This is a genomic window from Kordia sp., from assembly GCF_965224175.1.
Classification (GTDB): Bacteria; Bacteroidota; Bacteroidia; order Flavobacteriales; family Flavobacteriaceae; genus Kordia.
In genome coordinates, this window is the sequence record NZ_OZ245041.1 from 1826070 (window position 1) to 1838797 (window position 12728).

The 12728-nt window shown below is 31.1% G+C and carries 11 protein-coding genes and 1 tRNA gene; 6 read left to right on the top strand and 6 right to left on the bottom strand.

Annotation, left to right across the window (positions count from 1 at the left end):
* Nucleotides 1-124: 124 nt before the first annotated feature.
* Complete coding sequence (locus ACOQOS_RS08035; RefSeq protein WP_420574454.1) at nt 125-3121, bottom strand: hypothetical protein; 2997 nt, start codon at nt 3119-3121, stop codon at nt 125-127.
* Between the two features lie 519 nt (nt 3122-3640).
* Between ACOQOS_RS08035 and ACOQOS_RS08040 the strand changes: the two genes are divergently transcribed.
* The gene (locus ACOQOS_RS08040; protein ID WP_420574455.1) at nt 3641-3793 is read left to right on the top strand and encodes an SsrA-binding protein; all 153 of its coding nucleotides are present in this window, start codon (nt 3641-3643) and stop codon (nt 3791-3793) included.
* Between the two features lie 130 nt (nt 3794-3923).
* Nucleotides 3924-3997 (top strand) — tRNA-Arg (locus ACOQOS_RS08045).
* A 108-nt stretch (nt 3998-4105) separates the two neighbouring features.
* Here ACOQOS_RS08045 and ACOQOS_RS08050 read toward each other — a convergent pair.
* Together ACOQOS_RS08050 and ACOQOS_RS08055 are read right to left on the bottom strand one after the other, a co-directional pair.
* Entirely contained in the window at nt 4106-5038 is a 933-nt protein-coding gene (locus ACOQOS_RS08050) for a hypothetical protein (protein ID WP_420574456.1), read from the bottom strand.
* A gap of 46 nt (nt 5039-5084) precedes the next feature.
* Nucleotides 5085-6365 (bottom strand): exo-beta-N-acetylmuramidase NamZ domain-containing protein, encoded by a 1281-nt coding sequence (locus tag ACOQOS_RS08055; RefSeq protein WP_420574457.1) that lies wholly within the window; start codon nt 6363-6365, stop codon nt 5085-5087.
* Nucleotides 6366-6439: 74 nt separating this feature from the next.
* Here ACOQOS_RS08055 and ACOQOS_RS08060 point away from each other — a divergent pair, with 74 nt between their 5' ends.
* Together ACOQOS_RS08060 and ACOQOS_RS08065 are read left to right on the top strand one after the other, a co-directional pair.
* Nucleotides 6440-6715: an acyl carrier protein gene (locus tag ACOQOS_RS08060; protein ID WP_420574458.1), complete on the top strand. Its 276-nt coding sequence runs from the start codon at nt 6440-6442 to the stop codon at nt 6713-6715.
* 94 nt (nt 6716-6809) lie between these two features.
* Nucleotides 6810-7898, top strand: coding sequence for a hypothetical protein (locus ACOQOS_RS08065; RefSeq protein WP_420574459.1), 1089 nt, complete (start codon nt 6810-6812; stop codon nt 7896-7898).
* 41 nt (nt 7899-7939) lie between these two features.
* Here ACOQOS_RS08065 and ACOQOS_RS08070 read toward each other — a convergent pair whose 3' ends face one another.
* Nucleotides 7940-8998 carry a polysaccharide pyruvyl transferase family protein gene (locus ACOQOS_RS08070; protein ID WP_420574460.1) on the bottom strand — a complete coding sequence of 353 codons (1059 nt, stop codon included), beginning with the start codon at nt 8996-8998 and terminating at the stop codon, nt 7940-7942.
* A gap of 40 nt (nt 8999-9038) precedes the next feature.
* On the bottom strand, nt 9039-10433 hold the full coding sequence (locus ACOQOS_RS08075; RefSeq protein ID WP_420574461.1) for an AMP-binding protein: 1395 nt from the start codon (nt 10431-10433) through the stop codon (nt 9039-9041).
* Nucleotides 10434-10754: 321 nt separating this feature from the next.
* Between ACOQOS_RS08075 and ACOQOS_RS08080 the strand changes: the two genes are divergently transcribed.
* Nucleotides 10755-10940 (top strand): hypothetical protein, encoded by a 186-nt coding sequence (locus ACOQOS_RS08080; RefSeq protein WP_420574462.1) that lies wholly within the window; start codon nt 10755-10757, stop codon nt 10938-10940.
* A gap of 449 nt (nt 10941-11389) precedes the next feature.
* On the top strand, nt 11390-11932 hold the full coding sequence (locus tag ACOQOS_RS08085; RefSeq protein ID WP_420574463.1) for an SIS domain-containing protein: 543 nt from the start codon (nt 11390-11392) through the stop codon (nt 11930-11932).
* On the opposite strand, the gene ACOQOS_RS08090 is transcribed toward ACOQOS_RS08085, so the two are convergent.
* Nucleotides 11927-12727, bottom strand: coding sequence for an FkbM family methyltransferase (locus ACOQOS_RS08090; RefSeq protein ID WP_420574464.1), 801 nt, complete (start codon nt 12725-12727; stop codon nt 11927-11929). The two genes, ACOQOS_RS08085 and ACOQOS_RS08090, sit on opposite strands and share 6 nt — an antisense overlap.
* Between the last annotated feature and the right edge of the window lies 1 nt (nt 12728).

Here is a 12728-nt window from a genome sequence, read left to right on the forward strand (position 1 = left end):
TTTGTTAATGTATATTTTTTATGATGTCATTTTTTAGTTTAAGAAATGACTTCGATTTTATTTTTTTGAACTGCTTTGATGCTTTTCATTTGAGATTACACTGTTGGAGCGTATCTAGTATTTTTTAGAGTGTTTTGTTACCATCTTTTAATTTTACTCCGCCATTGTGAGAGGTGTGTAAATGAGAACTATGTAAAGAACTAAGCACTTTTTTTCTGGTGTAAACACCATTTTGAAGGTTACAATCTGCCGTTTCATTATTTCTTAATCTCCTACAATTGGCATCTCTACGAATAACTGTTGTTCGAATATTAGCAAGACTGGCGTGATTGTATATATTATTTGATCTTGCATGATACGTATTTCCTATTCTGAAAAGATCAAAACCATATTTGTAAAGAGCTAAAATATAGTCTACATCCTCTTGAGTTGTAGAATTATAATCTGTATCAGCTGCTTCTCCATTTACGTGCTCATAACTTGGATAACAACTAGCATCTTGATAGGCAAAACCTTGACATGTAGTTGCGTGTGTAACATCAATTAATGCTCCCATCATTGCTGCTGCTAAACCTGGATTTGCATAATGTCTTAATGTATTTTCATAGGTTATATTAATACCTAAAGTTGCATTATTGACAGATGCTGTCTCAAAATTCACCAAGAACACTTTCTTCTTTTGATTAATATATTTTCTAATTCCTCCTGATGATGCTGTAACTGGCGGAGTATTGTTAGGTCTTGCAACTCTTGGCGTTGTGGCAATATCTGAAGCTGCGTTTCTGAAACTTTCTTCAGCGTCTACTCCTGGATGAACTGTAGGTGATTGATAATCTACAAAAGGTGCAGTTGGAAAATTATGCGGCGCTGCATTCATATTGGTAATCCTACCTGAATTTCCTGATTTTCTTTTCATCTTATCTGCCATTACCAAATCTAAATCACATAAATCTGTGATAACATCAGCTGCATCATGATATTTGTAATACACTCGTTCGATATCATGAACTAAAGCATAATCAATATTGTCATTTGTTTTTACGACTCCATCTTCGTAAATATGAAATTCTATTTGATTGGCTTGATTTTGACCGTTTTGACCAGATGTTAAAGGAATTGTATTAGAGAACTCTCTTGAACTAAAAAACTGATTATCTCTACTGTATAGTGTAATCGGCGCATTATTGTACTGTGGTGTCACAATAGTTCGTTGTCCATTAGCATTTATACCTTGTAATTGAACTTCGTATTCAAAATGTCTGTTATTGTTTGTATCAGTAATGGGATTGTTAGTACTTGGTACCAAATGAATGAAGCGTTGATGAGCAGTGCTGTCTATTTGCGTATCATCTTTGATAGCTTCAAGTTCTTCTAGCGTAAGCCCTAGTAACATTGCATTTTCTTTATAATTCTTACGAATTCCAACACTGGCATTTTCACTTTTATAGAAATTTATTCCAGGGATTCTTGTTGCTCCCACAGTTGGATTGTATTCTCTACAAATAATTTCTGTTCGTTTGTACAATTCAGAATCACAATATTCATTGAAGTAGCTACAAGATGCAAATTCAAATTTTTGCGGATAAGTATTTAGATATTGTTTTTCAGATACTTTACTACTGTTTTCATATTCAATAACAGCGTAGAATAAAACACGATCTTCATCCCAATATGCTCCATTAGACATGTTTAATTGAAAATTCCCTGTTCCGTCAGTGTTGTTAGGCTCTCTGACACATATTGGATCGACACCTTCAACAAATCGTTTATTATTTGTGATATTTCCAATGTTTGGAATATCTACAGAACAGAAAGCACTATCGTAATAATTTTCATTTAATAATACTGGACTCAACGCCGCTGCATTATGTTCAGATCGAAAATAGTTTAGTTTTACATAATTACTAATGTAGTTTCTATTTGGAGCAAGTGTGTTTGGAAAGTACAATCTAAATTCGTTTGTCCAATCTGTATGATCAGGATTGTTTCCATTATCAATTAAATCATCCGTTTTTATGTAACGAGAAGTAATTCCTGTTGAATTGTTTAAAGATTTTTTTAACGTTGTTTTGGTGTAAATAATTGGCTTTGTATTATTTCCAATACGTAATTTTAATCGTAAACTATTAGTAGAACCGCTAGTATGAGCACTCTCAAGTATCAGAATTGGCCAACTATTTGTTCCATAGGCTTGTGTTGCGTATGCAGTATTTACACGAATATCAATATTGTCTGAATCAGCATTAGAAACTTTATAGTTTTGATATAAGTTATATGAATACCCTTTTTCACTTCTGATATCTAGATAGACTTTATTTGCTGTCCGAAATTTTGAGATGAGCTTCGTATATATAAAACGTGTACCAGCTGTTGTTGTGGTTTTTCTTGTATCATTTGTTCCTGCAGTATCATAATAACTTACCCTTTCTGTGAAGTGCAATCCAAAAAATGCCGCTGGATCAATGAAGTCTAATATTTCTTCTCTCTTAATTCTTTCTGCATAATTAGTTAAGCCAGTTACATCAATTTCATGCTCTTCGGCTCTAACATATTCTAAAGTAGCTTTGAAACGATTGCTCTCTAATACTACTTCAAAGCCAATTTTAAAGCTATCACTAAAAGTTCCGAACCATTCTCCTTCATTTACAAGAATGGGATCGACACCTGCAATATCGTAATCAAAAATTCTTTCTACATCTTCTGTAATAGGTGTTGTATCATCACTATCCATAAACCCTAGTGTTCCACAATCTGGTTCAGATGGAGGATCTAACCAAATTCTTTCTACTAGTTGATTATTAGATGGGTCTTGCCCGATGATACAAGTATCTGTACCAATCAGTGAATTTTTTAGTATACCTCGATATACATAATACTTTACGTTAATCCCAACTGATAGACCATCATTGGGCTTTATTATAACATTGACTAATGAATCGTCTACAACCGATTGTTGAACGACCATCATCCCTGTTTGACAAGCAAAAGCTTTTGCCTCTGCTGACAGATCAAATCTAGAAGTAACAGCATACTTATTTGCTAAGTTTCCACTTCTAGGACCGTATGCATCTGCGACATCTTGTGTAGCAGGTAATTGTGCTGGATCTATAAAAAAATACATATTAATTGAAGTATTTATTTGATTTTTAAAATTGTTTCGTATCAGTAAAAAATACTGAGGGACTGATTTTCTTTTCAATACTTTCTGGAGATGTAATTAGCATGTACCACTCAGTTAACTACATATTATTCAGGAGGGATTATTAATAATTCCTAATTCTATTATTCTACGTGAAGTCAAGAAAAATTTTATATGAGATGAGCTTTCATTTTGAAAAACCTGTACTTTTAGCTTTGATACTGTGTAATCTTAACACTATAGAGAAGTAGTACTAAAAAAACAGTTTTTCAAACCAATAAAAGAATATTTCACTCCTTTATCCATTCATATTTTTAACAAAGAACCAAATAATTATTTAAAGTTTTGCTTATTTCGACTTGTCCATTCTGTAGTTGCAGTAGTTACAAAATTCAAAGAGATTACTTACAGTACTAAATTTAACTTATAACACATCTGTATCTTGATAGTTATCCTAGCATTGGACTGTTAATTATAAATTGTTTTTACTATTTTTATGTTATGAAGAAGTCATTTTTTAAGATTTTAGCCAAACTGAACAAAGTATTATTGCCTTCTTTTTCTAAAAAACAACTAGATTTAAGCAAAGCAACAAAATTGCAGCTAGCAATCATTGGATGGCGTTATTATGTAACTACCAAAGCATTAGATTAAAAATCAAAAGACTTTTTTACTCCTGAATGACTTTTTCCTAATTCTTCAGACTAAAAAAGTTTGATTTTTACGTTCTAATTATTTGTATTTGTTACAAAAAGAAATATATTTGCACCCGCAATAAGCAATAGGCCTCGTAGCATAACTGAATAGTGCACTTGATTACGGCTCAAGAGGTTGCAGGTTTGAATCCTGCCGAGGTCACAAAAAATAAAAAAGCAAGCTAAAATATACATAGCTTGCTTTTTTATTTTAGTCCTTTTAAATATCAGATCAGAGATTTATTAGATTCCTGAAATGATTTTAAATTTTCTATACCTTACAGAATACAATCGCTCCACATGTTGAATATGAATCTACTAATGAAAGAAATGTATCTCCTGAATGTATCTCGTTATTTTTGTAAAAGTCTTTGAGGTTAATAAGTATGTCGCCAGCGAGTGTATGACCAAACCTTCCGATGTTATCATAAAAACCTTTGTCTTTACCACAACCTGTCATTTTTACAAATAATTTGTTAGTAGCCAATGTATAATTACTAGTGAATACTTTTTTGATTTCTATGGGTTTTAAAGCGTTTTCTTTGAGAATTGCACGACTAATACGATGAATGATTTTAAATTTTTCCATCGAATATTCGTATTCATCAGTTTCTGCATTTTGTTCCCATAAAGTAGGTTTGTTTTCATTATTTAAACTACAAATATCAAAATCTCCATTACCAGGTTTACTTAGTATACAACTTACAGCTCCATCACTAAAAATAGCAGTTTCACGTTCCATTTTTCGCTTTTTGTCTTCTCCAGTGATCATATCCGAACATACCAAAAGAACATTATTTGCCATTCCAGAAGCAATCATACTCACTCCTACTTGTAAACCTGTGATGATATTAGCACAATCAGAAAGAGAGACCCCGATTGGCAATGCTTTTTTTAAGCCAACTTTTAATAGCAGTTTATTTGCATCAATGATGCTGATACTGTAACCACGTGTAGCATTTTCAGAAACATATAAAACTACATCGATTTCATCTTTACTAATAGATGTTTCTTTTAGTGTTTTTTCTATAGCGCTAGCACAAAGATCTATATTTGAGATTTCTGATGCTGCATAGTATTTCGCTCCAGCTTTTCTGTATACTTCTAGCGTATCTGGGTCGTTTTTTAGAAAATCTAAGGTATCAATGGTTTGACTTCTTCCTAAATCATACCCAATTGCTGAAAGAGAAGCGATTTTTTTCATTTCCTTTATGTTTAAATCTATTTATGATGAAGTTGAAGAATAAGACTTACTCGTAAATTACGTATTTCTCTCTCATAGCTTTGTATTCTGATAATTCTGGCTCCCAACTTGCTCTTATTTCTTCTTCAGATACGCCATCTATGATCTGTTTTTTTAAATTTGCAGTACCCGCTAATTTATCAAAATCTCCCATTTGTGAACTCTGAGATCTATCAAAAAATCGTTTTTTCTCTGGATATTTCTCATAAAACTCTAATAGCCATTTAAGATTGATTTCTTTTGTTTTCAACAAATCTTTAACGTCATAGTCTCTTAAATCTATTCCGAAGCAAGTTTTGTTCATATGCAACGGACTAGCGCTCATGCCAGGTATACTTTTTGGCGTAAACGAGAATTGATAAGTATCTTTCAACTTAGGATTTCCTAAGACTGTAAAAGGCATATATGTTCCTCTTCCTTGACTAATTATTGTTCCTTCAAATAGACACAAAGAAGGATACAGCATTATTGATGCTTGCGTATTTAAATTAGGTGACGGACTTACGGGTAATTCATAATACGTTGAATGCGTATAATTTTTAAGAGAAATGATACGTAGTTTACATTTTGCTTTATTTGGCAACCAACCTTCTCCATTAATCATTTGCGCAAATTCTGCCATCGTCATTCCATGTGTAATTGGTACTGGAAATTTCCCTATTCCAGACTTAAGTTTCATATCTAAAACTGGTCCATCGACAAAACCATTAGGATTGGGACGATCTAAGATAATTAACTCTTTGTTATTTTCTGCACAAGCTTCCATGATATCATAAAGCTTGTTTATATAAGTAAAAAACCTACATCCTACATCTTGTATATCAAAAACCATCAAATCCAACGAATTCATCTGCTCTTTTGACGGTTTTCTGGTTCCACCATATAAAGATATGATAGGAATTCCCGTTGCAGAATCAACCTCATCTTTTACCGAAACGCCATTGCCTGCGTTAGATCGAAAACCATGTTCTGGTCCAAAAATATATTTTATGTTGACATTGTGAGACAATAGACTATCTACTAACGAAGTATTTTCAATTATTGAAGAAGTATTTACTAAAAGTCCAACTTTTTTATCTTTTAAATAAGGTAAATACGTATGTACTTGATCTGCACCAGTTAGAACTTTAGCTTGATTTACAGCTTTTTGCTCTTTAGATGTATCTGTAACTGCTGGAATTTTATCTTGATCAGAACTTTGATCAGCAGCAGATTTAAAGTTTGAAAAAACAAGTACAGGAATTATTAATAATAAACTCAAGATTATTAAAACCTTAAAATATTTCATAATTTTTATTTAAAATGATGATAGTATGTTTAAATGCCCTACTTTAGGACTTAAGAATTTAAATATAGTGCAAAATGGATTATAATCAGAATCTTTTAAAGGAAAAAATAGCGAAAGCATTGACCGAAGTTATCTCAAGAAATGTGCAGCCTAGCGAATTAACAGATAAAGTTAACTTGATTGATGAAATTGGGTTAAATTCATTACAGTTTCTAGAGTTTATATTAGAATTAGAGAATGAGTTTGATGTGGAAATTGATGTTGGAAGCTTAGATCTTAGATATTTTAAACAGTATATGCATTTAGAGAAATTCATTAAAGAATCTATCGAAAAAAACGGCACAAATTAACTCCATAATTGTATATATATTTTTTAACTCATTTATAAACTTCTTAGTATAAACTCGTACTGATTTATCAGGTAAATAGCATGTAATTAAACGAATGTCTAAAGAATCTTTTTCACCTAAAATTTTAACATCTCTTTTCGGATTTGGAGTATATTTTCCAGCTCGAATTGTTGCAAATGGTTTAAAAATAGCTGAATTTGATAGTGAAGTCTTATTGATTGAACATTTATTTACGGACGAAAAGAAAAAGACATTTGAAGCATCTAAAATTGCTTTTCAAAAAAACTATAGACTTGCCAAACTAGCTACAAAATTATCTATTGACACATCTGAAATGTTTGATCTAGAAAAGGTTGAAACATTATTTAAACAATGGAAAGAAGCGCAAGTTTCTGAATTTTTATGCTTTTCAGGGCTTTGGTTAAATATATTGTCTTTGTATGCTGAACACAATCCAAAAATAAGCATCAAGCTATGCAGACTAGACGCTGGTGATGCCGTAACATGGAGGACTAACAATAAGGTTTCTATACAAAAAACGTACTCCTTTTTAGATCTTAAAAGAGGCTACATAAATTATAAGTTGTCCATACCTTCACTCAATTATATTTCATATGAAAATAGAGAAACATCTGTATTAATTCATGGAGGTGGATGGGCGCTAGGAGATTTTTTAGATACAACTGAGCAACTCCCAAAAAACTTTACTAAGAAAATCATGGTAAAGGATATTTCTAATGAGCTGTCTCAAAAAAAAGCTACTCAGTATTATATGAACGATCCTACTTGGGATCCTATCCGTAATAAGACACATCTTACTCATTTTCCTGGTTTGAGAAAAATTCATTCTAAAAATGATGTGTCATACACACACAATTCTGACTATCACATGGTTTTAGATTTAATCATGAATAGTAAAGCAATTATTTCTAAACCTGGAGGAATGACCATCGTTGATGCAATTATTACGGGAACTCCATTGATTTATCTTGAACCTATGGGCGAAAATGAAGAAGGAAATCAAATCTTAATTGAACGTCTTCATATTGGCACTTCATTTGAAAGATGGCAACAGGAAAATTTTTCTGTCAAGATGCTTCATGAATTTCATGAGAATATTAAAAAGATAAAAAAAGAGCTTCCCGATTTGGTTTCAAGAATCATATCTGATATCAAAAAATAATAACAAAACACATTACAGAAACTGAATTTAATTCTATAATTTTATGTATCCGCGAGAGCACGAATCAAGAAATTTTGAGAATATTCTACTTCAGTCTTTAAAAAAGAATTGACAGGAGTATAATTTATAGTAGAATTGAACAAGTTAGAAACATCGTCACTTTTTTCAATAACTCTATTTTCAAGACCTATTCTATTTAAGAAATCCAAACACTTGTTTTTTCTGTGTACATTTAAAAACATCATAAATTCTCTTTGGAATTTTACAGAAAAAAGTAAGCCGTGAAACATACAAGTAACTATCATATCTGCATTTTTCATGTAACCCATCCACAAAAAAGGAGATGGCGTTATGATATTTTCATCGCACCAATCATAGGATTTTCCTAAAGAAATAATGCTGAGGCTCCTTTCTTTTGCGACCTTTTTAATAGCTATGATGACATCATCTGTAGGTTCTAGTTTGTCAGAATAAAAAACAATATAATTTTTGATAGAAGGCTCTTCAATCTCTTGGTCAAAATTATATATCAACGTTGGATCTAAGACTAAATGAGGTCCTATTTTATCATCTGGACGTGCTAGTTTAGCAAAGTTTAAAGTATTATGATCCCTAACGCTTACATGATCAAAATTTTTCATCAATCTTAAAATTGATCTTGGATGTTGTTTGTTATAATTATCTGGTCCTAAACTTGCTGCATAAGAGATAATCTTGTTAGCATTTATATTGTCAGAGAAATATGTAGTGTCGATGCCGCCCCATTCTTGCGTGTAACACCAAATTTGATCACTACCAATGATTACTTTGTCATATTTTTCATTTTTTAAATCTGCTGAGACATAAATCGGTTTTGTTTTCTTTAATTTCCTTTGATGGTACTTAAAACTGTAAATTTTTAGTAAAATTTTTAATCGCAATTCAAAATTTTGAGCGCCTGGTTGCAATTCATTAACACGCTCATTTTCAATACTTTTTTTGGTTCTATAATTGATAAATTCATTATCTAAGTCGTTATCCAGCAAAAAATTATGCAATGCATATGCTTGTAAATACGCTCCGTAATTATAGCAATCAAAAAATGTCAATATTTTTATCATAATAAATTGTATCTGCTAATTTAAGTTGAAAAATACGTGTTTAATGCCTGATTATTTTACCTGTTTTTGTTCGTTTTATTGATTCGACAATTTTTACTCTATCTGGACTTACATAATCCCTTAATTCTTCTTTCAAATATTCTTTTACAACACCTAAGTTTAGGTCTGTATCCGTAGTTACTATTTCGGCAGTTAACGTATCATTTATCAAAATAACTCGGCAATCATCAACAGCGACATGTGTACGTAAATAGGTTTCAATCTCTATTGGGTTTATTTTGTAACCTCTGTATTTTATGAACGTATTTCTAGAGATAAAACTAAATTTGTCTGCCTTCTGTTCAAATATATCGCCTGTGTTTATTTTTTTCTTTACATCTGGAAGGTAAAAATGTTCAATAGATAATTCTCCTTGAGAAGCATCGTCTTTCTCTTTTTCAATATTTATCGTATAAATTGATAAAATTTCTCCCAACTGATGAGGTTTAAAATCAGATGAATATGTAAAATAGTTGATACTAATTACAGAAGGAATTTCAGTAATTCCATAACGTATTGAAAAAGTTACACTATCTGTTTTAGTGTGAAATGTATCAAGCAATTCTTGAGATACAACATCGCCTCCCATTCCTATATGCCTTAGATTGGGCATTTGTATTCTTTTTATGAATAGTAACAGTTGTTGGTAGAAATATGGAACACCTTCTATAGCAGAAACTTTAGTACTTATGTTTTTGTTGAATAAACATTGTATTGGATTTAGATACTTTTTTGTAGGCGGAAGTAATATTTGACTATCTCCAGCAGTATACTCTATCAAGCAACTCAAACCATACGAGTGAAATAATGGCGCAGTGATTAAAACACGCTGATTTTTAGTGTATGGCATTCGTTTTTCTTCCTGAATACAGTTTATAGCATTTACAATTTGATAGTAAGTAGTTTTTATAAATTTCGACTTTCCAGTGGTTCCACTCGTAAAAAAATAGATACTGCCTTGAAGCTCATTATTTTTGGTACTTGCTTTGAAATGACTTTCTTCTGAAGTCGTTATAGAATCAATTTTACCATGATCATTTAACTCAAAATTATCATCTGACAGAATGATATCAACCGTAATATTTAAGGTTTCAAGCTCAATCTTTCCTGAGCGAGCATTTGGTTTTTGTACAAGAACAATATCTGCTTCAAGTTTAGTACATGCCCAAAAAGAGATGATAAATTTAAACTGATCAGTGAAAGCCAATCCTACTACAGGTCGGTCTTTTTGTAATTTATTCTGTAAATAAACAGTTGTTTGCTCTATTATATTAGTACACTCAGCATATGTATAATCGACTTTGTCATGTGCTATATAAATGTCTTCAGGATGATTCAGAGAATTCTTGTAATAAATCTCAAATAAACTAGCGTATTCGTTAATTTTCACTTCCATTTTGATCTTTTTAGAAAATATCTTCGTGTAAGAGTTTATGCAGACACGCTAACAAAGATGGTCAATTGTTTTCTGTTTTGGAAATCTATCTATTATTTTCTGTTTGTAGAAGATGATAAGAATCAAGGATAATTCTCTTAGAATCATTTAAGAAATATCTTTCCTTTACTTTCTTATTTTGAGACTGCTTGTAGGTTTCTATTTTTTTTAATGTAAAACGTTTTAATCAATATATATAAGTAGATTTTAAGAAAATATGTTAGCAACATTGATTCTTTTGTTCTAACTTGTATGCTTAATTAACATTAATAATTTAAAATTATGAAAAAAAAGAAATTAAAAACGTTACAACTTAACAAAACAGCAATTTCAGTTTTTGACTCAATTTTAGGAGGTAGAGGATTGTGTTCTGATGGAGAAACTTGTAATGATCCAATCAAAGAAGCTAAAAAATCTGACATCATGGATTGTTATACACAACAAGATGAATCTTGGTGTTGGGAATAAAAAAATGATAAAAGCAAACTTCGGTTTGCTTTTTTTATGCTAATAGGTTTAGCGATTTTAGACCTCTATGTATTCAATACCAATAAATACTTCATTTTTTTTAGGAAAATATTCTAGTAAGCTTAATTCTTTTATATTAACTTGTATGCTTATTAACATAAATATTTTTAAATCATGAAAAAAAAGAAATTAAAAACTTTAAAACTTAATAAAAGTTCAATTTCAGTTTTCGACTCAATTTTAGGAGGTAGAGAAAATTGTTCTGATGGAGAGACTTGTACAACGAATCTACCTATGAGACCAGTAAGACCGGCTAGAAATGGCTAATATCATAGATTATTACACACAATGAGACACTTCTTGTTGTTGAAAATAAAAAATGATAAAAGAGCAAACTTCGGTTTGCTTTTTTTATGATAATAAACTTCAATAATTTACAGAAACAGATAATGCAATACTTCAATGATTTAAAAAATATCATATCAAAAATAGATACAGATAGCTTGATTTCTATTAAGGATAGTATCTTAAATTGCTACAAAAGAAGTGGAATCGTCTATATTTTTGGAAACGGAGGAAGTGGCGCTACCGCATCTCATGTAGCGGGCGATTATTTAAAAACGATACAAGGATTGCGTATTGTTTGCTTGAATGATAATACAACTGTGTTATCTGCGATTGCAAACGATATCAGTTACGAAGAAGTTTTTAGAGAACAATTAAAAAATATAGTGCAAAAGCAAGATTTAGTCATAGGAATTTCAGGAAGTGGAAATTCTAAAAATATATTGAATGCAATTGCTCATGCCAATTCAAAAGATGTAGAAACCATAGGTTTTTGTGGATTTGATGGTGGAGATTTGAAAAATATTGCTCATAAAAGTATGCATGTTCAAATTCACGATATGGAAATCACAGAAGATGTACATCTTTCATGTTTTCATGCAATCAAAAGAGATATTGCTGATAATTTACTTAAAAATCTTCTATAGTTTTTCAAAGACTAAATGTTCAATTTTTTCTTCTGCAATTTTAGCACGTGTCAATTCGATTTCTTTTTCTTCAATAACAGTGTAACATCTGTTATAAATTTCAAATAAGATAGTTAGGATTTCGTTGACTTGAAATTCTAATAGATACACAAAGTGCAGCGATAAATAAAAGTTAGGTGTATAAGTTTGCAAAAAGTCTTTCATAGCAGGTAAAACAATGTATTCGCCGCCTTCAATGTCCATTTTTATCAATGCGATAGTATCTGGGTTGATAGCATGCGTTTCTATTACTTTCTCAATTGTAATAGATGGTACTTCTATAATATTTTCTGTCCGTGACTTATGCGTTCCTCTTTGTCCTTCCGCTGGTTTTTTTGATAAAAAAGAAGTATCGTTTACCAATATGGTAGATTCACTGTTTCCCATTTCCCAATTGCCGCCAAATTTGATGGTACCAGAATGCGTTGCTAATGCTTTTTTCTCAAGAATAACATGTTCAAAATCATTAATTAGCAAATTATACTCTAATGTTAATAATGCAACAGGATCTGGTTCAAAACACACTACTTTTTCATATAGTTTTGCTGCAAACAACACGGTAGGACCAATCCAAGCTCCAACATCTATATATACTTTGTTTTTTGTGGAATATTTTTCTAAAATGACAAATGTTTCTTCTTCCCAACCTCCATTTTGAACACAATCTGTAAAAAAGCCATTCGGGCAATACCCTTCTACTCTATGAGTATCTAAAGCCTTGAATGCTACATTTCTTTTCCTAATTATTTTTTCCATA